This window comes from Streptomyces sp. T12, assembly GCF_028736035.1.
Lineage (GTDB): Bacteria > Actinomycetota > Actinomycetes > Streptomycetales > Streptomycetaceae > Streptomyces.
Window position 1 is genome coordinate 558,790 of sequence record NZ_CP117866.1, and the last position, 22,587, is coordinate 581,376.

Genomic DNA, 22,587 nt, shown 5'->3' on the forward strand with positions numbered 1-22,587 from the left:
TCGCTCGACGAACACCCCTTCCCTGATGCTTGAACTCGCTCAAGCATCAGGGAAGACGGCTGTCCAGCTCAGAGGCTGTTCGGCAGCGCGACGGTGGGACGGGGTGGCGTGGGCATGTTGCCGCCGATGAAGAAGCTGGGGTGCGGGGGCTGGTTGTAGGCGGTGTTCTGCCAGGCCAGGGCCGTGCGGTACTGGGTGTCGTGGAGGAGGGTCGTGATCCGCGTATTGGTCTGGTATGGCGTGGAGTAGATCCGCAGGGCCGTGTTGTTGGACGTCGGCCAGATGACCTCCTCGCGCCAGTCTCCGAGGATGTCGCCGGACAAGGACGGCGTCGACTTGGTGCCGTTGTTGGAGTGGACCCCGGAGCCGGTGAGCAGGCGGGTGTCGCCGGAGGTGCCGTACTTGTCGATGTGGGTGCCGTCGAGGAGTTCGCGCGTCGTGTCGCCGTCCCACCACGCCAGGAAGTTGCTGGACCCGGGCTTACGGCTGGCGACCACCGCGCCCTTGGGGTTGCGGACGCCACTCACGAGCGACGACCACGACTCGGCGCCCGCGCTGCCGGACCAGATGTCACCGGACACGCCCCGGCCGTTGTCACCGCCGGCCGGGGTGGACCAGAGGATCTGGCCGGTCCTCGCGTCCGCCATCCAGGAGGACGGCTTGGAGCTGTCCTCGTCGACCTTGAACTCCTCCAGACCCGGCCGGGACGGGTCGAGGTCGCCCACGTGCATCGCGTCCCCGTGGCCGTTCCGCGTCGTCCACAGGCCGTTGCCGTTGTCGTCGACGGCCATCGCGCCGTAGACGACCTCGTCCTTGCCGTCCCCGTCCACGTCCGCGACCGACAACTGGTGGTTGCCCTGGCCGGCGTAGCCGCTGTTGGCGTTGGAGTCGAAGGTCCACCGGCGGGTGAACTGCCCGTTCCGCCAGTCCCAGGCCGCGATCACCGCGCGGGTGTAGTAGCCACGAGCCATGATCACCGAGGGTCGGGAACCGTCCAGATAGGCCGTGCCCGCCAGGAACCGGTCCACGCGGTTGCCGTAGGAGTCCCCCCAGGACGACACCGTGCCTCGGGCTGGGACGTATTCGACGGACTGCATCGCCCTGCCCGTCTGCCCGTTGAACATCGTCAGGTACTCGGGGCCGGACAGTACGTAGCCCGAGGAGTTGCGGTGATCGGCCGAGGAACTGCCTATGACCGCGCCGGTTCCGTCCTTCGTGCCGTCGGCGGTCTTCATGGCGACCTCGGCCTTGCCGTCACCGTCGTAGTCGTACACCTGGAACTGTGTGTAGTGCGCGCCGGAGCGGATGTTGCGGCCCAGGTCGATACGCCACAGGCGAGTGCCGTCGAGCTTGATGCCGTCGACGATCGTGTTGCCGGTGTAGCCGGACTGGGAGTTGTCCTTGGCGTTCGTCGGCTGCCACTTCAGAACGATGTCCAGGGCGCCGTCGCCGTCGAGGTCGCCGACGGAGGCGTCGTTGGCCTCGTAGGTGTACGGCGAGTTGCCCGGTGAAGTGCCCCCGGGCGGCGGGGAGATCGGCACGTCCTTGTACCCGGTGCGGAACTGGAGCGCGTGCTCGGACGGCGCCTGCTCGATGCCGTTCACCACCGCGCGCACCGTGTAGTCGGCCGAGTCCGGGGCGCCGGCGTCCAAGTAGTTCGTCGAGGTGGTCAGGGGCGAGGAGTTGAGCCTGGTGCCGCCACGGTAGACGTTGAAGGCCACATCGTTCGGGTCAGTGGCCAGCCACCGCCACGACACCAGGTTCCCGCTGCCGGTGTGGACGCTGGTCAGGCCCCGATCGAGGCGTTCCACCTGCCGCGCGGTCGCGGCGTGCGCGGTCTGCGGCAGTCCGGTGAGTGCGGAGAGGGCCAGCGCGGTGGCGGCCGTCAGGCCGGCGAACAGCCGATTGCTGGACCGGCGTTGGAATCGCCATGGGCGCGATGCGGTGCGTGGATGCCGGTGCGGGTCGGTCACTATGACCTCCGGTGTGGGGGTGGTATGAAGATCGCGGAGACGGCGGTCTGACCACAGTTGTGGGAACGCTCCCATTCGCTGCGAGGGTAGAAATTCACTGATAGCCCGTCAAGCATTCTGTTGGCTTTTTCTGTTCGATCGTGTTCGGATGCGAGCCAACGAGATGTCCCGTGAGCAGCCCCGCCCCGTCGCTGCATTCTCTCTAGAAGGGCACTTGAACTGGGGCTGACTCACGTCGTTTCAGATTGCTCACGGCCGAGGCGCGGCGAGCTCCCGTCCACAGGATCACACTGCTTCTTCCAAGGATTGGTGAGCAATGGTTGACAGCTTCGTGCCCGATCGCGAAGCTGCGTGATGCACCTCAAGTTCGTTGTGATGCGATTGCGCACTTCCGTCGCAACATCCCTGTGATCGCTCACAGGTCCGACCTGGAGGAGCGTCCCTGGCACGCCCAGGCCGCCCCTTCGACACGTGCCACTCGTCAGCACTCCTGCCGTAGTTGTTGCCGCACCGAGGGAGGCGCATCGGCTGGATCGGACGCGGCCCCACCAACTCCGCGAGTCCGAGAGCCAGTTGCTCCACCCATCCGCCTCGCTCCTCGAAATCTCTTTCTCACCGCCCCCCCCTCTCCGCCGACCGCGACGGCTCACTCGCGGCCGACGGAAGGAAAGGACCGACCATGTCCCCGCAACCCCCCACACCAGTTGCCGGGCGCATCAGCCGGCGAACCCTGCTCAAGGCCACCACCGCCACCGCCGGAGCGCTCGCCACCGCCGTCGCGCTCGCCGAACTCGAGACGCCTGCCGAGGCCGCGGCGAGCTTCGTCAAGGGCGTCGACATCAGCTGGGCACCTCAGATGGAGGCGCGCGGCTACTCCTGGAAGAACGCCGGCGGGCAGACCCAAGACCTGCTGACCATCCTCAAGGGATACGGCATCACCGCCGTACGCCTGCGTACGTTCGTCAACCCTTCCAACGACCCGGCCAACGGGCACTGCGGCATCAACGAGGTGGCCGCCTTCGCCAAGCGGGTCAAGGCCGCCGGCATGTCGATCATGCTCGACTACATGTTCGGCGACACATGGAACTCCGTCGGCGTGCAGAACCCGCCCGCGGCCTGGCGAAACATGAGCTACAGCCAGATGCGCACCGCCATGGGCACGTACGTGAACCAGACCATGACGGTCATGAGGAACAACGACGTGCTCCCCACCTGGGTCCAGATCGGCAACGAGATCAACAGCGGTATCTGCCGCCCCGTCGGCAGCGTCTCCAGCCCGGCGCAGATGACCGGACTGCTCAACGCCGCATACGACCAGGTCAAGGCGGTGTCACCGAACTCGACCGTGTGTATCCACCTGGCCCAGCCGCAGAAGTACGACGTGATGACGACGTTCTTCAGTCGCTTCGCCGCGAACGGCGGCAAGTGGGACATGTCGGTGTTCTCCTCCTACGGCAGCGCCGACGTCGCGGCCGGGATCGTGGGGAACATGAAGAGGATCTCCGACGCCTACGGCAAACCGTTCCTGCAGAGCGAGTTCGGTGGTCGCGTGGACCGCGCCTCCTCCACCCAGGCCGCGCTGGTCGCCTACATCAAGGCCCTCAAGGCCAATGGCGGGCAGGGCATCTTCTACTGGGAGCCGGAGTGCATGTCCCCGTTCACTGGTTACAACATGGGCGCCTGGGACTCCGCCACGAAGCGGCCCTCCGTCATCATGAACGGCTTCACCCAGGCCTGAGCGACGGGCCATGGGCCCCAACCCGGGCAACTCTCCTGTCAAGGATTGGGATTGGTGATTGTAATGGGCATGACATTACGGCTCGAAGGGCACGGGGTCAGGCTGGGAGCAGTAGGTCTGCTGACCCTCGCGACGCTGGTCGGCACCGGTGCGGCGCATGCCGATGCCGCCACGCGGGCGCTGCCGGCCGGTTGTTCCGGCACTGCCCCGATCAAGTGTCACTACGCGGTTTCACCCGGCAACTACGACGTGACGGTCTCCATCGGTGGTGCCACTGCCGCCGAGACCGACATGTGGGTGGAGGCCCGGCGCCTGATGCTTCCGGCGACGAAGACGGCGGCCGGTGCCGCCGCCACGTACTCGTTCACGGTCAACGTGCGGCAGCCGGAGGGGCAGCCGACCGGCCAGGGCGGCACCGGAAACCCCGGTCTGGACATCCGGTTCGCGGGGACCAACCCGCAGGTGTCGGCCGTCTCCGTGAAACCGGCGACCCAGCCGCTGGTCGCCTACCTGGCCGGTGACTCGACCGTGTGCGACCAGCCCGTGGCCCCGTACACGGGATGGGGCCAGATGATCACGCCGGCGGTGGGTCCCGGAGCGTCCGCCGCCAACTACGCCGACTCCGGGGAGAGTTCGGGCAGCTTCCTGAGGAACTCGGCACTCTTCCCGGCACTGCTGTCGAAGGTCAAGGCAAACGACGCGGTCTTCATCCAGTTCGGCCACAACGACAAGCAGACCAGCGCGTCAGCCTTCCGGAGCAACCTCACCTCCATGATCACGCAGGTCCGTGCGAAGGGCGGCGTCCCGGTCCTGGTGACCCCGCCGGTCCGCCGGCAGTTCAACGGCAACCGGCTCACGGCAACGGCGCTGCATGTCAACGGCGTGGGCGTGAACCTGCCCGCCGAGATGCGCTCGCTCGGCGCGGCGCAGAACGTGCCAGTGATCGATCTGACCACCAAGAGCAAGACGCTGGTCGAGTCCCTCGGCCCGTCCGCCTCCGCACAGCTCTTCCTGCGCTCATCCGTCGACGGTGTCACGGACAACACCCACTTCTCGCAGTACGGCGCGAGCCAGATGGGCGGGCTGGTGCTCCAGAGCATCCGCGAGCAGCGCCTGCCCCTGGCCGCATACCTGCGCTGACCGACGCCCGGCGCCAGTCCCAAGGAGGGACCCGTTGAGGAACTTACGCATTCTCATCACGACCGCGCTCATGATCGCCTTGTCGAGCCTCGGTGTCAGCGCCGCATCCGCGGCGGACCGCGTCGCCACGAACTGCACCAGTGCCTCCCGCGCCCAGGCGCCGGCCGCACGGGCGCTCGCCGCGCCGGTCACCGTGTGGCTGGCCGGCGACTCCACCATGGCCAACCCGAGTTCCGGCCGTTGTCCGGTCGGCTGGGGCAGCCAGTTCGACGCCCTGTTCAACAGCGACGTGACCGTCAAGAACCAGGCCGTGGGAGGCCGCAGCATCCAGACCTGGCTGTACGAGGGGAACGTGAGCAGCACCAAGGGCTCGGACGGTGAGTGCCGCCTCACGTCCACCACGTACTCGTCCCGCTGGCAGGCGATGCTGAACTCGAGCACCGGAATGAAGGCCGGTGACTACCTGTTCATCCAGTTCGGCATCAACGACTCCTCCTCGACCTGCCCCCGGCACGTCGGCCCGGCCCGGTACCAACAGCTGATGACCATGATGGCGCAGGCCGCCCTGGCCCGGGGCGCGCACCCGGTGCTGCTCACCCCGGTGGCCGCTATCACCTGCTCCGGCGGTACGGCGACCAAGAACCGCGGCTTCGTGGGCGAGACCTTCGCCGCCGGATCCGCCACCAGGGCGCCCGTCATCGACCTGCAGACGCTCAGTGTCTCGCTCTACAACAGTCTGCGCTTCTGCCCGAACAACGGCGACTACGGAGGCAGCGGTCCCCTGGGCACCTTCTTCTGCAACGACCACACCCACTTCGACACCTACGGCGCCCAGCGGGTCGCAGGGCTCGTCGCCGGTGACGTGCGCCGCCAGAACCTCCCGCTCGCCGCGTATCTCACGTAGCACGCGGCGGTGGGCGCGAACAGTTGCGGTGGTTCGGACCGGCGTACGAGTTGGAGCCCTCGGCGGCCAACTGCACAGCGAGGAACTGGAGTCCGGCATCTGCGCGGTGCCGGTGGACACGAGATGCGCGCCGTACCCCACCACCCACCCAACGGCCAACGCAGCCCGGGCACGCACAGGACGCCTGCCAGTTCGCAGCTTGGGGCCCGGGCTGCCTCAAGTACGCCTGGCGCTCGCCAAGGGCATCATCAGCGACCAGGTGGCCGCGTTCGCGTGGATCACCGAAATCAACAGCCGGGCCATGCCGGAGGTCGGCCGCCCGGGCTTACGGACACGGAGCTGCGCGGCCACTTCGTCCTGTGGGCCATGAGGTCCGCACCGCCGCTCGTGGGCAGCGATGTGTGCAGCGTGTCGGCGGCAGTGCTGAGCCTCCTCAAGCACGCCGCGCCCCCCGTTCAAACAGAGCAGCCGTTCGCGATGTCTCTTCGGCCACCGCCCGAGCGATCAGGGGGTGGGCCGCTCGCCCGGAAGGTGGTACACGCGTCCATGACAGTGTCACGAAGACGGTTTCTGGCGCTGGGCGCCGGAGCGGCCGCCGGAGGGTTCGGGACGGCCGGCTGCGGGTCGCAGCGCTCGCTCGGCGACGCGGATGAGATCACGCTGTGGACCTGGGACCGGTCGGTGAGCGACGAGCTGGTCGCCCGGGCAGAGACGAAGGGCATTCCCGGGGCCCAGGGCTTCAGACTCAGCCGCACCAACATCGGCGGCCATTTCAACACCAAGGTGCGTACCGCGCTCGCCGGCAAGTCCCTGGTGCCGGACATCATCGGCATCAACTCCGACGTGGCCACCTACTTCCCCAACCAGGACGTGTTCGTCGACCTCAACGACTTCGGCGCGGCCGGGCTGAAGAGCCGGTACCTGGACTGGAAGTGGAACGAGTGCATCACGCCCGAGGGCCGGATGATCGCGTTCCCCATGGACACCGGCCCCACCGGGCTGTTCTACCGCGCCGATCTGCTTCAGGAAGCCGGGGTCACCACCGACCCGAAGGAGCTCGCCGCCCGGGCCCCGGACTGGGACGGCTTCATCGCCCTGGGCAAGGAACTGCGGAAGTCCCAGGAGCGCGCGGTGATCTGCCCCAACATCCGCCACGTCTGGAGCATCCGGCTGGGCCAGCTGGGCAGCAAGTTCATGACCCAGGACGGCCGGTACATCGGCGACAGAGACGAACTGCGCGAGGCATTCGAACTGGCCTACCGGATCGGCAGGGACGGCCTGTCGGCCGGCGCCCCGGAGGGCTCCCCCGACTTGTACGGAGTGATCACCAGCGGCCGCCAGCCGGTCGGTATCGGCGCGGTGTGGTGGGGCCTCGCGTTCCCGGAGTCGGCCGCGCCGAAGACCGAGGGCAAGTGGCGGGTGGCCGACCCACCCGGCGGCTCCGGCAACGTCGGCGGGTCCTTCCTGGCGATCACCAAGTACTCCAAGAACCCCGAAGCGGCCTACAAGTTCATCACCTGGCTGCAGTCTCCTGAGAACCAGGTCAAGGCGTTCACGGAGATGTCGCTGTTCCCGTCCTCCCCGCACTCCTTCACGAGGCCGGAGATGCGTGAGCCCCGGCCCTTCTACGGCGGACAGCGCACCATCGAGGTGTTCGGACCGTCGGCGCGGCGGGTCAGGACCGTCTACAAGAGCCCGTACGACCGGGTGATGGACCCCGTCTTCGCCGCCGAGCTCGCCAACGTGGAGTCCGGCAAGAACGTCGACACGGCATGGCGGGACGCCCAGAACACCATCGAGCGTGAACTCACCCGCGAGGGGGCGATCTGAATGGGCCTCGCCGACGCGCTGCGCGGGAAGTCCGTCGAGCGGCGCGGGAGGATCGCCAAGCCACCGCCGGACGGGTCCAGGCCGCTGCCCGGCTGGCGCCGCTACTGGCCGATGTACACGGCGGTCTCCCCGTTCTTCATCCTCTTCGCCGTATTCGGCGTCTTCCCGGTCGGCTTCTCCATCTACCTGTCGTTCATGTCGTGGGACGGCATCGGAGAGACGCGGTCGATCGGCTGGGAGAACTACGCGTACCTGGTGACCGACTCCGACTTCTGGCAGTCGATCGGCAACACCCTGATCATCTGGCTCCTGTCCACCGTCCCGATGATCTTTCTGGCGCTGGTCATCGCCTACGCACTGCACACCGCGGTGCGGTTCAAGGCGTTCTACCGGGTGGCCTACTTCGTCCCGAACATCACCTCGATCGTGGCAATGACCCTGGTGCTCGGCTCGGTATTCAGCGACAGCTCCGGGCTGCTCAACAGCGCGCTGCGGGCGATCAACTCCGGCGAGGTCGGCTGGCTGTCCGACCCGTGGGCGATGAAGGTCTCCGTGGCGGCGATCACCATCTGGCGGTGGGTCGGCTACAACGCCATCATCTGCCTGGCCGGCCTGCAGGCCATCTCCAGCGACGTGTTCGAGGCGGCCAAGGTCGACGGCGCCGACAACCGCCAGACCTTCTTCCGGATCACCCTCCCGATGCTCCGCCCGGTGATCCTGTTCGTCGCCGTCACCTCCACCATCGGCGGGCTGCAACTGTTCACCGAGCCGCAGGTGCTGTTCCCGGTGGACGACAACGGGAACGTCGGCGGGCCCGGCGGCGAGGCCACCACCATCGTGCTCTACCTGTACCAGCAGGCGTTCGTCTTCAACCGGTTCGGCTACGGCGCGGCCGTCGGCTGGGCGCTGTTCCTCCTGATCGCGGTGTTCTCCGTCATCAACTGGCGGCTGATCGGCGGCCGGGACGAGGACGCGATCGGCACCGGCAAGCGGAAGGGGAAGTCCCGTGCGCGCTGAGACCGCCGCCCGGTCGCGGACCGTCGTGGGCCACGCCGTGCTCCTGCTCGGCGTGCTGATCACGATCTTCCCGTTCTACTGGATGTTCGTGATGGCCTCCAACACCACCGGGGACATCTTCGCCTACCCGCCCAAGCTGATCCCGGGCTCCCATCTGTGGGAGAACATGAACAAGGTGTTCGACGGGATCGACTTCTGGGGGTCGATGGGCATCACCGTCGTGGCCGCCACAACCGTGACGTTCCTGGTGCTGCTCGTCGACTCGCTGGCCGCCTTCGCCTTCGCCAAATACGACTTCCCCGGGCGGAGGCTGCTGTTCTGGATCGTGCTGGCCACCTTCATGATTCCGATGCAGCTGGCGCTGGTGCCTCAGTTCGTCACCCTGGCCTGGCTCGGCTGGGTCGGCTCGCTCAAGGCGCTGATCATTCCCGGTGCGGCCAACGCTTTCGGGATCTTCTGGATGCGCCAGTACGCGCAGGGGGCGATCGCCGACGAGCTGATCCAGGCGTCGAGGGTCGACGGGGCCGGGTTCTTCCGCCAGTGGTGGACGGTGGGGCTGCCGGTGCTGCGCCCGGGGCTGGCGTTCCTGGGGATCTTCACCTTCTTCCACATCTGGAACGACTACCTGTGGCCACTGATCGTGATGACCGACCCGGGCAAGGTGACACTGCAAGTGGCCGTGCAGCAGCTGAACGGCGTCTACACCACCGACCAGTCGATGGTCATCGCCGGAGCGCTCATGTCAGTGATCCCGCTGATCGGGGTCTTCCTGATCGGCTCGCGCCACTTCATCGCCAACCTGGCCGCCGGCGCCATGAAGTTCTGAAGAGGCACGCGCGTGGTCCCACCCTTCGAAAAGCAGCTTTCGCACCTGCGCTGAGTTCTTCAGGCAGGCACGAGACCTACTGCCGCACGGGAAATCACCTGACTCGGGAGATGACGCTGTGAGAACCGCGAAGTTCGGCACCCCTGCCCTCCTGCTCTCGGTGGTCACGGCGAGTTCCGTCGTCATGGCCCCCGGCTCGGCGTCCGCGAGCGCCGCGGCGGCCGGAAACACCTACTACGTCGCCCCGAACGGGAACGACGGAGCAGCAGGTACGCAGGCCGCTCCGTGGGCATCGATCGCCCGTGCGCAGGCCGTCGCCAAGGCGGGCGACACGGTCTACTTCCGGGGCGGCACCTACGCCTACACCCGTGCGAACAGCGCCTGTTCGAGCCAGACCGCCAAGGTCGACGCGATCACCCTCGACAAGAGCGGCAGCTCGGGCAACCCGATCCGGTACTGGGCCCAGCCGGGCGAGAAACCGGTCTTCGACTTCTCGCGGATGACGGACAACTGCCGCATCAAGGGCTTCAACGTCACCGGCAGCTGGATCCACCTCAAAGGACTGGAAGTCAAGGGCGTTCCCCAGAACAACAACCGCAACGCCGAGTCCTGGGGGATCTGGGTTTCCGGCGGCAACGACGTCTTCGAGCAGATCAACACCCACCACCACATGGGTACCGGCCTGTTCATCAGCGGCGGGGGCGGCAACCTCGTCCTCAACTCGGACGCGCATGACAACTACGACCTGCGCAGCAACGACGGGCCCGGCGAGAACGCCGACGGGTTCGGTTCGCACTACACGCCGGCCGGCCGCCCCGCGAACGTGTTCCGGGGTTGCCGATCGTGGTGGAACGCTGATGACGGGTTCGACCTCATCTCCACCTACTCGCCCGTGATCATCGAGAACTCGTGGGCCTGGCGCAACGGGTACGTGCCGGGGACGGCGACGCCCTCCGGCAACGGAGCCGGCTTCAAGTCCGGCGGCTACGGGGGCGACTACGAGGCCAATGCGCCGAAGCACACCGTCCGCTCCTCGGTGGCGTTCCTGAACAAGGCGGCCGGCTTCTACGCCAACCACCACCCGGTGGCCAACGACTTCTTCAACAACACCGGCTACGGAAACCACCCCAACTTCAACATGCTGGGAATCGACTCGCGCGGCGCCGCCGTCGGCCGGGGCAACCTGCGCAACAACATCGCCTACACCGGAACGGCGACGTCGAACATGAGCGGCACGAACGCCGCGTACAACTCCTGGAACCTCGGCGTCCCCCTGTCGGACTCCCAGTTCAACAGTGTGTCGACGTCCGGCTGGGACGCGCCCCGCCAGACCGACGGGAGTCCGCCCGTGCTGCCCCACCTCCGTCTCGCGGCGAACAGTGCCCTGATCGACAAGGGCACCGACGTGGGACTGCCCTTCAGCGGAAGTGCGCCGGATCTCGGCGCCTTTGAGAATGACGGAAGGTGACCTCTTGAGGCAACGATCGCGTGTCGTCTCCAAGTACTGGAAGTTGGCCGCCGCCACCCTGTTGTCCGTGGCGTTGGCGGCGCCGCTCTCGGCGAGCACCGCCGCGGCGGAGACACCTGCAACGCAGAGACAGGCAACGGAGCTCCAAGACCAGGGGGCGGCTGCTGGACCGGTGGTGGATCGCGGCCTCAAGTACCTGGTGTCCGACTACCAGACGCGCACTCCGACGAAGTACACCGCTGACTCCTGGAGGCCCTTCGCCAAGGCGTTGACCGCCGCGGCCGAGGTCGCCGGCGACACTTCGGCCACCACGTCGGACGTCGCCGACGCGAAGACGGCACTGATGACCGCCGCCGCCGATCTGAAGGCCGCCGACGAGGGCACGTTCCAGACCATCACGAACAACACCTTCTGGAACGACACCAGCGGCAACCCCATCTATTCGCAGGGCGGTGGGGTCTTCAAGTTCGGTGACACCTACTACTGGTACGGCGTGCACTACACCGGCGCTGAGCTCTACCGGGCCAATCCGACGAGGAAGTACGACGGGAACGTCAGCTTCGTCTCGATCCCCGTGTACTCGTCCAAGGACCTGGTGAACTGGAAGTTCGAGAACCGGGTCGCGACGCGCTCGACCGCGATCAACAACGGCGCCACCCTCGGTCAGGCAGGGTGGGTCGGGCGGCTCGGGGTCTCGTACAACGAGAACACCGGAAAGTATGTGCTCGCCACCCAGGCCTATGTCGGAGGCGGGCACGGGGTCCTGTTCCTCCAGGGTGACTCACCCACCGACACCTTCGACTACGGCTACTTCCAGACCCAGATCACCAACTCGCCCACGACCGGCACCGGAGATCAGACCGTCTTCACCGACGACGACGGCAAGGACTACCTGATCTTCTCCAACCGCGAGGGACGCTCTCGCGCCTTCGTCAGCAAGCTCAGGGAGTCCGACTCGCTGCGGGCGGAGCCCGGCGTGCAGATCGGCCAGAACTCCTCCGGCCGCGAGGGCAACGCCATGTTCAAACTCGACGGCAAGTACTACCACGCGGCCTCGGACCTGCACGGCTGGAACAGTTCGGTCGCACACGTCCTGGAGTCGACCAGCGGCAACATCCAGGGTGCCTACACCAGCGAGTACACGCTTGCCGGCACCGAGATGGACTACAGCCACGTGACCCAGACCGGGTTCTTCGTGACGGTCAAGGGCACCAAGCAGAACACGGTGATCTTCGCCGGCGACCGCTGGGCCGACTTCGCCTGGAACGGCATCGGGTACAACCAGTGGATGCCGGTGACCAAGACCGGCGCGAGGCCACAGTTCCACTCGGTGAGCCAGTGGCAGTTCAACGCCACGACCGGAGAGTGGCGTGTCGGGCCGGCGAACAACTACATCCTCAACCCCGACATCCAGGCCGACCGCGTCATCGTCTCCAGCGTACGGGGATGGCGGAACCTCGGCGGTTCGGTGACCAACGTCAACGGTGGTGTGAACGGGTCTCGCTTCGCCCTCCAGGTGAGCAACAGCGGCGGCGTCGAGCAGCGGGTCGAGTCGATGCCCGCAGGCACCTACGCCCTGTCCCTGCACGCTCGGGGTAGCGCCGGGCAGGTCGTGATCACCGGCGCCAACGGCAGCCAACGCACCCTCGGCATCCCGTCGTCGAGCGGCTGGGCCAAACGTGAGCTCACCGGCATCGAGCTGCCCGGCGGGGCCGCCACCGTCACCGTGCGGGCGTCGGGTTCGGGCGGCGTCACCGTCGACCAGCTCTCACTCGTCAAGACCTCTGCCGGCACACCACCGCCTCCGGGACGTTACGAGGCAGAGACCGCTCCGGCGCAGTGCCGGGGCACGATCGACTCCAATCAAGCCGGCTATTCCGGCAGCGGGTTCTGCAACGGCGACCCCGCTGTTGGGGCCTTCGCGGAGTTCACCGTGAACTCCGAGACCGCCCGTACGGCGACGCTGGGGATCCGGTTCGCCAATGGCGCCACCACCGGTGCGAGGCCAGCGAGCCTCGCCGTCAACGGAGCCACGGCAGGGTCGCTTTCGTTCGAGTCCACCGGTGCGTGGACGACGTGGACGACCAAGACCGTGACCGTCTCACTGAACGCCGGCAGCAACACCATCCGGTTGGATCCGACCACGGCAGCCGGACTGCCCAACGTCGACTACCTCGATGTCGGTGCCGCGGCCGGCTGACATCCCGTGCTCTGCCGGTCTTCTCGACCGGCGGAGCGTACGGAACAGCCCATGCCGCACGTACTTCACATCGTCAGGAGAAGGACATGAGCAGCAAGCGTCTGCCCCGCGCCATCGCGGTCACGACGACGTTGGTCACCATGCTGTCCGCGAATTTACTCATGGTGCCCAACCCGGCCCACGCGACCTTCGGAACCGCGGACATCAAGCCGATCGAGAGCAATATCGCTGCCAAGCCCTGGGCCGCGGCGACGGCCGCCACCGGCTCGTCCAACGCTCGTCTGGCCATCGACGGCGACCCGGCGACGTCCTGGCAACCCGGTAGTGCCGGCGCCCGGCAGTGGCTCACCGTCGACCTCGGTGGAACCTACGACAACCTGCGCAAGGTCAAGGTGCTCTTCCCGGACCGTGGCGTGGCCCACCGGTACGTCGTCGAGGCTTCATCCGACGGTCGCCGGTGGAAGACCATCGCCGACAGGTCCCACAACCGAGCCGTGTCGCGAGGGGAGGTGCACCTGTTCACCCGGCCGGGAACGCGCTTCGTCCGGCTGACGTTCACAGGTGGGCCGGGCCGGGCCCGGGCAGGTGTCAGCGAGCTCCAGGTCTTCAACTACCTGCGCGACGACCTCACCCTCGGCGCCGATCTGTCCTGGATGGACGACGTCCAGGACCAGCAGTACTGGGTCGCCCCCCTGGCCGAAGACCGCGGCGCCGGGCCACACCTGCTCGACGTGGCCAAGGATCGGGGCATGCAGCACACCCGGCTGCGGATATGGAACGAGCCGCGCAGCGAGAGCACCGGTCAACCGACGCCGGTACCGCGCCAGGGCCCGGAGCGCTCACTGGTCTCAGCCAAGTGGATCAAGCAGCGGGGCATGGGCCTGGGGATCGACTTCCACTACGCGGACTCGTGGGCGGACCCGAGCAAGCAACCAAAACCACGTGCCTGGGCCGAGCTGGAGTTCGCGGACCTGTCCCAGGCCGTGTACGACTTCACCGCCGACTATCTGAAGCGGTTGATCCGGCAGGGCACCACGCCGGAGAAGGTGGCCGTCGGCAACGAGATCATCAATGGCTTCATGTACGGCAGCGAGGCGGCCCACATCGGCACGACGAATCCGCCGTATTTCGTCGACCAGGCCGACATCTACCAGTCGAAGCCCGGCGGTGGCCTGCTGTGGAGGTACTGGCGGTCAACCGACCCGGTGGAGCGGCAGCTCTACGACCAGTCGTGGGACCGGTTCACCACCCTGGCCGCGGCCGGGATCAAGGCCGTCCGCGACGCGTCACCGACATCCAAGGTCGAGATACACGTGATCGTCGACAAGGACAAGCTCGCCAAAACCATGGAGTTCTGGCACCAGTTCCTCACCCGGGTGAAGGCAAAGGGCCAGAACCCCGATGTGCTGGCCATCTCGTACTACCCGGAATGGCACGGTACGCCCGAGGCACTGGATCTCAACCTGAACACCATGGCCACCACCTACCCCGGCTACGAAATCGACATCGCCGAAACCGCCTACCCCGCCTCGGGCGGCGATGGCTCGCCGTTGCCCAACTCGCTGTACCCGCGAACCATTCAGGGGCAGGCGGACGCGATCCGGAGGGTTTTCCAGGCCGCCAACGACGTGGTCGACAACCGAGGTTCAGGTGTCCTGGTGTGGGAGCCGGCCGGCTACCAGCCTATGTTCCGGGCCGTGCCCGGACTGGCGAACACGTGGGAGCCGCACGCCTCCATCAACGTCTTCAACGCCAGCCGCGCCAAGCACATCCTCCAGGACACCGTCTACACCAGCACCGTGGTGGGGGCCGCCCCGAAGCTGCCCTCCTCCATCCGCATGCTCACCACCGCCAACAACAAGATCACCACTGTCCCCGTCCGCTGGCAGCCGTTGCCACCTGGCGCGACCGACAGGCCGGGTGAGGTGACAGTCACCGGGACGACCGGCACCGGACCGGTCACGGCGGTCATCGACGTCATGCCCGGCCACGGCGAACACGACGTGACCGCCTCATAGCCGGCCGGGGAGAACCAGGCCGTGTTCGACCGGAACGGCCACCCTCACCCCGACATCCGGTGCGCCCGACCCACCGCACGCCGCTCCTGCCGCGCCTCGCGGGTGGCAGGACCACCCGCACCCGCTGTCGCGCCGTGCGCCCCGTCGGCCTGTTGGCCTTCGTCGTCGACGGGACGCACCCGGCAACGGAACCAGCCGAACGCCAAACCCCCCACCCATCCCCGCACCCAAGGAGTCACCATGACCCTGCGACGACGGACCTTCCTCAGCATGAGCGCGGCCGGAGCGACGGGCGTGGGCCTGTCCCTGCTCGGCGCAGGACAGGCACCGGCCGCCGCCGGGCCACTGGACACCGCGCCGACCACGCCGTTCGCGGTCGGCGTGCGCCGGTACAACTGGACCCGCGGCAGCCGCCCGTGCACCACCTACGTCTACTACCCGGCCACCGGCACCGCCGGCGGCAGCCCGGTGACGGACGCCCCGGTCGCAAGCGGGGTCTTCCCCGTCTACAACTTCACCCACGGCTACGGAAGCAGCCCGCAGAACTCACTATTCATCATCCGGGCCCTGGCCTCGGCGGGCTTCGTCGTCCCCGCCCCGCACTTCAACCACAACTTCACCGACGTCAACAACGGCAACACCTCCAAGGACGTCTCGCAGATCCTCACCAACACCCTCGCGCTCAACGCGAGCGGACCGCTGGCCGGGCACATCAACACCGGCATCGGCGTCGGCGTCTCGGGCCACTCCCTGGGCGGCATGGTCACCCACGGTCTGCTGACCTCCTGGCCCGACAGCCGGATCATCTCCGCCAACCCCCAGTCCTGCGTGGACATGGGCAACCCGTCCAGCTCGGTCTCCGCGAAGGTCCTGTTCGTCCACGGCGACCGGGACTCGACCACGTCGTACTCCTCGGCCCGGCAGGCGTACTCGGAGATCACCTGGCCCAAGGCGTTCCTCACCTTCGTCGGCGGCAGCCACACCAGCTTCTGGAGCGACCAGCGCTTCCCGAGGACCGTCGTCGACTGGGCCCGCTGGACCATGTACGGCGACACCGCCGCACGGGACCGGCTCCCGGCTGACGCGTCCGGGTCCAACACCAGGTGGGAAGCCCAGCTGGGCGACTCCCCCGGCGGCCCGGGCCTCTACACCCTGCTGGCCCAGCACAGCGGCAAGGCCGCCGAGATCAACGGGGCCTCCACCGCCGCCGGCACACAACTCGTCCAGCGGACCGCCAACAGTCGCCCCAACCAGCAGTTCGAGTTCGTCGACGCCGGCGACGGCCACGTCCGCGTCAAGGCACTGCACAGTGGCCTGTTCCTCCAGCCCACGGGCACCGCGACCGGAGCAGACGTCGTCCAACAGGCCGACACCGGCGCCACCAGCCAGCAGTGGCGCGTGGTCGATCACGGTGGTGGCGTGATCAGCCTCGTCAACCGGGAGTCCGGCCTGGCGATGGATATCTGGGAGTACTCGACCGCCGACGGCGCCCGCATCTCCCAGTGGACCTACACCGGCAACCCCAACCAGCGCTTCACCCGCCGCCGCGTCTGACCGGAACGTGTCGGGGCACCGCTCGGGCAGCAGGGCGGGCGGTGTCCCGACATGGCGCCGATGGTCCTTCGCGACTGACCAAGGGGTGTGCAGCCTTCACGCCCGCCGCCCGAGCGTGCGCAGGGATACGTCCGCCAACTGGCCCTGACAAAGCCTACGGACGTGCCAACGCGTGATCAGGCAAACGGCGAGTCCGAGGAGGGCCTCGTGGATGTCGTCGCGTCGCTCCCATCGGATTCTCGGCGGACTTGCCCTGTCCTGGAACCCGGCGACCTGATCAACACGGGCACCCCACCCGGCGCCGGTATGGGCTTGACCCCGCCGGTGTGGCTGCGGCCAGGTGACGTGATGGAACTGGGTATCAAGTACCTCGGCACGCAGCGTCAGCGCGTGCTCGGGCCCCGGTGAGCACCCGCCCCATGCGCGCGTTCGTGCTGACCGCCCCCGGGGAGTACGTGGTGCAGGAGGTTCCTGCGCCGGTGGCCGCCCCCGGCGAAGCAGTCGTCGACGTGGAGCGGGTCGGCGTGTGCGGCACCGACGTGGAGTTCTTCACCGGCGAGATGGCCTACCACCCGACCCAAGGGCACTCCGCCTACCCGATGCGGCTGGGCCACGAGTGGACCGGTCGCGTGGCGGCGGTCGGCGCCGGGGTCGACCCCGCGTGGTCGGCATACGCGGGGAGCGGGCCGGTGCCCGCGCGGAGCAACTCGCGGTGCCGGCCTCCTCGTTGCACATACTCCCTGACTCCGTCGACGCCGTACTGGGCGCGCTGGTGGAGCCGGGCGGCAACGCCATGCGCGGCGCCCGGGCCACCGCCCTGCAACCCGGAGACCGCGCCCTGATCCTGGGCCCGGGAACCATCGGGCTGCTGGTCGCGATGTTCCTCCACGCCGCCGGTACGAAAGTGCACCTGATGAGCCGCACCCAACCCTCGCTCGCCTTCGCCCGCGAGCTGGGCTTCGCGCACGTATGGACGGAGGAATCCGTTCCGGACCTGCCGTTCGACGCTGTCGTCGACGCGTCGAACGCCACCCATCTACCCGACCTGGCCCTGGACTTGGTCGAGCCGGCCGGCCGAGTCGTGTACGTGGGACTGGCCGGGGAATCCAGCGGGATCGACACCCGCACGCCGGCACTCAAGGACGTGACGGCGGTCGGCATCCTGTCGGCCTCCCCCGGCCTCGACGAGACCATCCGGGCCTATGCCGACGGATCGGTCGGCCCCAGGCCGCTCGTCGCCGCGACCGTAGGCCTGGAACAGGCCGGTCCCGTGCTCGCCGGTGAACGTCCGGCCGGCGCCGGGCCGGGGCCCAAGGTCCATGTCGACCCGCGGCTGGGCTGAGGAGGCGAGGACCGGGCCGTCGGGTGCCGGGACACGGTCGCCTCACCCAGGGTGACAGCCGCGCCTTCGGCGAGCACCGGCACGTCCCAGGGGCGGAGTTCCAGCTCGTCCCCAGCCGCGTACCGCCCAGAGCCGACGACGCCCCTCAGTGCTGCGGGCAACCGCACGAGGGCCCGCTCCCGAGGCGACCGGCGTCGACCTGGCGCGTGGTGGCGGCAGGCCACCGGCCGAAGTACGGGTGATCGCACCCGGCGAGGACGGTGGCACCGTCGGCGGTGACCCCACGGCCCGTCTCGTGGCCGCGGCCGTCCCGTCGCGCCATCTCGTCACGGCGTCGTGCCGGCGCCGTCGCCGAGGACGGCCGCTCGCCGGCCGCGGAGGGAGCTGACCCCAGGAGGGCCACACCGATCCGCCTGCTGTGCTCGCGCGGCGATAAGTGTGTTGGCCAGGAGCATGGCGATGGTCATCGGGCCCACGCCGCCAGGGACGGGAGTGACGAAGGCCGCGGTGCCGACGACGGCGTCGGTGTCCACGTCCCCGCACAGACCCGCCGGGGAGCGGTGGATGCCGACGTCGATCACGGTGGCGCCGGGCTTGACCGCGTCGATGCCGATGAGCCCCGGGATGCCGGCCGCCACGACCAGGATGTCGGCGCGGCGGCACACGGCGGCCAGGTCGCGGGTGCGGGAGTGGCAGATCGTGACGGTCGCGTTCCTCTCCAGCAGCAGCTGGCCCATCGGCTTCCCGACCAAGGTGCTGCGGCCGACGACGACTGCTTCGGCCCCCTCGAGAGGAATCCGGTGGGCGTCGAGCAGGGCCATCACCCCAGAGGGAGTGCAGGGTCGCAGGCCGGGGCTGCCCTGGGCGAGCAATCCGGCGTTCACGGTGGTCAGGCCGTCGACGTCCTTGTGCGCCGGGATGCGCGCGAGCAGGGCGGTGGCGTCCAGGTGAGCCGGTGTCGGCAGCTGCAGGAGGATCCCGGAGACCGCCGGGTCGGCCGCCAGTTCGTCGATGAGCGCGGCAGCGTCATCCTGAGTTGTCTCGACTGGAAGATGCCGGTGCAGGTCGGTCATGCCGGCCGCGGTGCAGGCGCGGCGCTTGTTCCGGACGTACACCCCGCTCGCCGGGTCGTCGCCTATGAGGACGGTGGCCAGGCCGGGCGCGTTCCCCCCGGCGTCCACGAGTGCGGCGACGCCGGAGGCGACGTCGGAACGGACCTGCCGGGCAACGGTGGTGCCGTCGATGAGCTGCGCGGTCACGAGAATCCCTTGGAAGACGATTCAGAAGACGATGGTGGAGTTGCCGTGGACGGCGAGCCGGTCCTCCAGGTGCGCGCGCACGGCGCGCGAGAGAACGGCGCGCTCGACATCGGCGCCGAGGCGTACGAGGTCGGCGGTGGTGTGCCGGTGGTCGACCCGGACGACGTCCTGGTCGATGATCGGGCCCTCGTCCAGATCGGCGGTGACGTAGTGGGCGGTCGCACCGACCAGCTTCACACCGCGGTCCTTGGCCTTCTGGTACGGGCCGGCCCCGATGAAGGCGGGCAGGAAGCTGTGGTGGATGTTGATCAGCGGACAGCCGACCGCTTCGAGGAAGGAGGGCGTGATGATCTGCATGTACCGCGCCAGCACGACGAGGTCGACGTTGCCGCGCAGCAGGTCGAGGATGCGGCTCTCCGCCTCGGCGCGGTTGTCCCGGGTGGCGGGGACGTGGATGTAAGGCACCCCGAAGGGCCGGACCTCATCGGCGAGGTCGGGGTGGTTGGACACGACCATGACCACATTCATGTCCAGTTGGCCGCGACGGTGACGCCAGAGCAGGTCGAGCACGCAGTGGTCGGTCTTGGACACCATGATGGCCACCCGTTTGGGCCGGGCGGCCTCGGTGAGGCGGTGAGTCATGCCCCAGCGCTGAGCGACGCCGGTTTCGAACGCACGGTCCAATTCGTCCCGGGCTGCGGACAGGCCGGGCAGGTGGAACCCGGTGCGCTGGAAAAAGGTGCCGCCGACCGCAGCCGTCGAGAACTGGTCCAGGCTCGTGATGTTCGCACCGGCCTCGGCGAGGAACGTGCTCACCGCCGAGACCACGCCCGGCCGGTCGGGGCACTGGATCAGCAGACGCCCGTGGTCGGCTCGGTCCTCGGGGATCCCGCCCTCACGCGAAGTGCTCCCTTTGGACGTGGTGGGCGCGGACGCGGTTCGTGCGGACGTGGTGGGTGCGGACATGGCGACTCCGGTTTGATGGGCAGGGTGAGTACGCGCCGGCGCGGTGCTGGTCGCGGCGCCGGTCATGTCAGGTCCGAGAGAAGACGCCGGCGCCACGCCTCGGTCGGCGCGAGATCGTTGAAGGTGAAGACGTGGAACCCGGCGACGGCGTCGTCGGCCTCCCCGAGATGGGGCGCGAGCCCCGAGAGCAAGGCGTCCGGCCGATAGCCGCCGGGGAGGAAGAAGCGCCGGAGCAGGGTCTGCTGCTTCTTCAGGAACTTCGCCGACTCCCCGAGGCCCAGTCCGCCTGCGACGCGCAACAGCTTCTGCCGGTGGACGGCACCGGGGAGGCCGACGTGGACCGGCAGTTTGATGTCGTAGGCGCGAACCCGGTGGATCCACGCCAGGATGGCCCGGGGATCGAAGACGATCTGCGTCGTGATGTGCGTGGCGAGCGGCGCCTTGTCCGCCAGCGCCTGCATCAGCACCTGCTCCGATACGTCCGGATGGCCCTCGGGATGACCGCCGATCCCGATGTCGGTGAAGCCGTGGTCCAGCTCGTGCACCGCCCGTAGCAGCGCCAGAGCGTCGGGGAACGCCGTCGTCGCGGCGGTTCGGTCGCCTCCGACCACGAACACGCCGGTGATACCGGCGTCGCGGCACCTGCCGACGAGACCGGCCAGGTGCTGGTGGTCCCTCACTTGCTGGGCCGACAGGTGCGGTGACACGGCATAACCGTGGCCCGCGAGCGCGACCGCCAGGTCGATGGTCGCGTCCTGTCCCTTGGCCGGTGAGGCGGTCACGGTGAGCGGGACGTCGGTCGGGACGTGGTCGCGGACGGCCTGCTCGGTCTTGGCGAACGGGATGACCTCATAGCCGAGACCCCTCACGGCCCGGACAAGGTCAGCGCGCACGATCACGTCGTGCTGGGAGTGGAGTCGGTTCACGGTCCGGCCTCTCGCATGGGCGGGTCGGGTGGTCCGGCACGTCAGTGCTGAGCCGGCGGCCGGGTCCGTACCGTGGCCCGGATGGTGGTCTGCACGTGGTGGGGTTCGCTGAGCGGCCGGCCGGCTCCGCCGTCGGGCTCGCCCCACAGGACCTCGACGCGGTCGCCGTCGGTCAAGGACTCGTCGAGGATGGCGATGGTCACCACGCGCCCGACGTTGACGGTGTAGCCACCCCACGTGGACAGGCCCACGAGGCGATCGCCCTGCATCACGCTGTCCAGGTAGATCGTGGCGGGGTTCAGGTTGGGCAGGCTGAGCAGCTTGGGTCGGGGACCGTCTCCGAAGAAGCCGGCCCGGACCACCTGCATGACGTCGTCGGTGTCCCACTCCAGCCAGCGCTTGAGGCGCTTGGGTCCCTGGGCCGCCTGCTCGAGGGCTGTGCGGCCGATGAAGTCGTGGTCGAGCTTGACGATGGAGCCGTAGCCCAGCTCCCAGGGGTAGAAGTAGTAGTCCTGGATGTCGTCCGAGACGTAACTGCCCTCGATGGTGATCATGCCCTCCATCCCGAAACCGGGCAGGTGCTGCCGGTAGGCGGCCGTCTCCGGGGAGCTGTAGACGGCGGACGGGACGGCGGGGATCCACCCGGACTCGACCGTCGAGGACAGGTAGGACACGGCCCCGCCCTGGCGCAGGCCGCTCTGCGCGCCGGCGTACAACAGCGTCTCCAGGACGCGGGGGCCGTGCTCCACCGGGCCGAAGAGCTCCAGGCCGGTGTACTCCTCGCCCGGCACGCCCGCCATCGTGTGGTTCAGGGCACGAACCGGGGTCCCAGCGATCTCGAAGGAGCCCATGCGGAAGAACGGGATGCGGTCGATCGGGCCGCCGACGGCGCGTTCCAGGATCTCCTGGGTGCGAGGGCCGTTGAGCTGGTACCGGTAGTGCTGTCGGCGGCCCAGCGGGTTGTAGACCGACGCCGGGTCCACGCTGAACTCGACGTCGTAGTCGCCCTGTTGAGCTTGGAACTGCACCCAGTTGGCCGCCTGGGGGACACCGACCAAGCTCAGGTGGTCCTCCTCGAGGCCGAACAGGATGCAGTCGCCGATGTAGCGGCCGTCCGGCCCGACGGCGACGAACTGCTTGGCGCGGTCGCGGCCGAGGGTTGCCGGGCTGTTGACGCCGGTGTCGCTGATCAAGCGCTTCACGTCGGGCCCGGTGATGTGCACCTCGGTCATGTGGTGGGACTGGTCGAACAGGACGCAAGCGTTCTTCCAGGCCCACTGCTCGTTGTGCCAGCTCGTGTACTCCTGGGCGTAGGTGAACGGGTAGTGCGTGGCGGGATTGGTCCGCAGCATCGCCAGCGGGCCCCCGCTGCGGTCGATGCGCTGCTGCAGGGTCTCGAGGCGCGGTTGGTCGGTCATGGGGTGCC

Annotated in this window: 15 protein-coding genes and 2 pseudogenes; 12 read left to right on the plus strand and 5 right to left on the minus strand. The window is 68.3% G+C overall.

Annotated features, from left to right (window positions below; genetic code table 11):
* Nucleotides 1–68: 68 nt before the first annotated feature.
* Nucleotides 69–1,973 (minus strand): rhamnogalacturonan lyase, encoded by a 1,905-nt coding sequence (locus PBV52_RS02550; protein ID WP_373921812.1) that lies wholly within the window; start codon nt 1,971–1,973, stop codon nt 69–71.
* Nucleotides 1,974–2,652: 679 nt separating this feature from the next.
* Between PBV52_RS02550 and PBV52_RS02555 the strand changes: the two genes are divergently transcribed.
* The 12 genes and pseudogenes from PBV52_RS02555 to PBV52_RS02615 all read left to right on the plus strand — a co-directional run bounded on the left by PBV52_RS02555 (nt 2,653) and on the right by PBV52_RS02615 (nt 18,010).
* On the plus strand, nt 2,653–3,711 hold the full coding sequence (locus PBV52_RS02555; RefSeq protein WP_274236614.1) for a glycosyl hydrolase 53 family protein: 1,059 nt from the start codon (nt 2,653–2,655) through the stop codon (nt 3,709–3,711).
* A 69-nt stretch (nt 3,712–3,780) separates the two neighbouring features.
* Nucleotides 3,781–4,851 (plus strand): rhamnogalacturonan acetylesterase, encoded by a 1,071-nt coding sequence (locus tag PBV52_RS02560; protein WP_274236615.1) that lies wholly within the window; start codon nt 3,781–3,783, stop codon nt 4,849–4,851.
* Nucleotides 4,852–4,885: 34 nt separating this feature from the next.
* Entirely contained in the window at nt 4,886–5,755 is an 870-nt protein-coding gene (locus PBV52_RS02565; protein ID WP_274236616.1) for an SGNH/GDSL hydrolase family protein, read from the plus strand.
* A gap of 546 nt (nt 5,756–6,301) precedes the next feature.
* Nucleotides 6,302–7,585 carry an ABC transporter substrate-binding protein gene (locus PBV52_RS02570; protein ID WP_274236617.1) on the plus strand — a complete coding sequence of 428 codons (1,284 nt, stop codon included), beginning with the start codon at nt 6,302–6,304 and terminating at the stop codon, nt 7,583–7,585.
* Complete coding sequence (locus PBV52_RS02575; RefSeq protein WP_274236618.1) at nt 7,586–8,602, plus strand: carbohydrate ABC transporter permease; 1,017 nt, start codon at nt 7,586–7,588, stop codon at nt 8,600–8,602.
* A complete protein-coding gene (locus PBV52_RS02580) occupies nt 8,592–9,428 on the plus strand; it encodes a carbohydrate ABC transporter permease (protein ID WP_274236619.1) in 837 nt (278 codons plus the stop codon). Before PBV52_RS02575 ends, PBV52_RS02580 begins: the two co-directional genes overlap by 11 nt.
* Before the next feature lie 118 nt (nt 9,429–9,546).
* Complete coding sequence (locus PBV52_RS02585; protein WP_274236620.1) at nt 9,547–10,896, plus strand: right-handed parallel beta-helix repeat-containing protein; 1,350 nt, start codon at nt 9,547–9,549, stop codon at nt 10,894–10,896.
* Nucleotides 10,883–13,096 carry a family 43 glycosylhydrolase gene (locus PBV52_RS51565; protein WP_373921813.1) on the plus strand — a complete coding sequence of 738 codons (2,214 nt, stop codon included), beginning with the start codon at nt 10,883–10,885 and terminating at the stop codon, nt 13,094–13,096. Before PBV52_RS02585 ends, PBV52_RS51565 begins: the two co-directional genes overlap by 14 nt.
* 86 nt (nt 13,097–13,182) lie before the next feature.
* The gene (locus PBV52_RS02600; protein WP_274236621.1) at nt 13,183–15,114 is read left to right on the plus strand and encodes a glycosyl hydrolase 53 family protein; all 1,932 of its coding nucleotides are present in this window, start codon (nt 13,183–13,185) and stop codon (nt 15,112–15,114) included.
* Nucleotides 15,115–15,354: 240 nt separating this feature from the next.
* Nucleotides 15,355–16,668 carry an RICIN domain-containing protein gene (locus PBV52_RS02605; RefSeq protein ID WP_274236622.1) on the plus strand — a complete coding sequence of 438 codons (1,314 nt, stop codon included), beginning with the start codon at nt 15,355–15,357 and terminating at the stop codon, nt 16,666–16,668.
* 255 nt (nt 16,669–16,923) lie between these two features.
* Nucleotides 16,924–17,076, plus strand: a pseudogene (locus PBV52_RS02610) (fumarylacetoacetate hydrolase family protein); the annotation flags it as partial.
* An 11-nt stretch (nt 17,077–17,087) separates the two neighbouring features.
* A pseudogene (locus PBV52_RS02615) lies at nt 17,088–18,010 on the plus strand (zinc-binding dehydrogenase).
* 326 nt (nt 18,011–18,336) lie between these two features.
* Here PBV52_RS02615 and folD read toward each other — a convergent pair.
* The 4 genes from folD to PBV52_RS02635 form a co-directional block, all read right to left on the minus strand.
* A complete protein-coding gene (folD, locus tag PBV52_RS02620; protein WP_274236623.1) occupies nt 18,337–19,269 on the minus strand; it encodes a bifunctional methylenetetrahydrofolate dehydrogenase/methenyltetrahydrofolate cyclohydrolase FolD in 933 nt (310 codons plus the stop codon).
* 21 nt (nt 19,270–19,290) lie between these two features.
* Entirely contained in the window at nt 19,291–20,235 is a 945-nt protein-coding gene (purU, locus tag PBV52_RS02625) for a formyltetrahydrofolate deformylase (RefSeq protein WP_274236624.1), read from the minus strand.
* Between the two features lie 62 nt (nt 20,236–20,297).
* A complete protein-coding gene (locus tag PBV52_RS02630) occupies nt 20,298–21,128 on the minus strand; it encodes a methylenetetrahydrofolate reductase (RefSeq protein ID WP_274236625.1) in 831 nt (276 codons plus the stop codon).
* A gap of 74 nt (nt 21,129–21,202) precedes the next feature.
* A complete protein-coding gene (locus PBV52_RS02635; RefSeq protein WP_274236626.1) occupies nt 21,203–22,579 on the minus strand; it encodes an aminomethyl transferase family protein in 1,377 nt (458 codons plus the stop codon).
* Between the last annotated feature and the right edge of the window lie 8 nt (nt 22,580–22,587).

Bases quoted from the DNA above. Each gene is read 5' to 3' on its own strand.
- PBV52_RS02555 (WP_274236614.1), top strand. From the start codon at position 2,653: ATGTCCCCGCAACCCCCCACACCAGTTGCCGGGCGCATCAGCCGGCGA.
- PBV52_RS02560 (WP_274236615.1), top strand. From the start codon at position 3,781: ATGACATTACGGCTCGAAGGGCACGGGGTCAGGCTGGGAGCAGTAGGT.
- PBV52_RS02570 (WP_274236617.1), top strand. From the start codon at position 6,302: ATGACAGTGTCACGAAGACGGTTTCTGGCGCTGGGCGCCGGAGCGGCC.
- PBV52_RS02575 (WP_274236618.1), top strand. From the start codon at position 7,586: ATGGGCCTCGCCGACGCGCTGCGCGGGAAGTCCGTCGAGCGGCGCGGG.
- PBV52_RS51565 (WP_373921813.1), top strand. From the start codon at position 10,883: ATGACGGAAGGTGACCTCTTGAGGCAACGATCGCGTGTCGTCTCCAAG.
- PBV52_RS02600 (WP_274236621.1), top strand. From the start codon at position 13,183: ATGAGCAGCAAGCGTCTGCCCCGCGCCATCGCGGTCACGACGACGTTG.
- PBV52_RS02605 (WP_274236622.1), top strand. From the start codon at position 15,355: ATGACCCTGCGACGACGGACCTTCCTCAGCATGAGCGCGGCCGGAGCG.
- purU (WP_274236624.1), bottom strand. From the start codon at position 20,235: ATGTCCGCACCCACCACGTCCGCACGAACCGCGTCCGCGCCCACCACG.
- PBV52_RS02635 (WP_274236626.1), bottom strand. From the start codon at position 22,579: ATGACCGACCAACCGCGCCTCGAGACCCTGCAGCAGCGCATCGACCGC.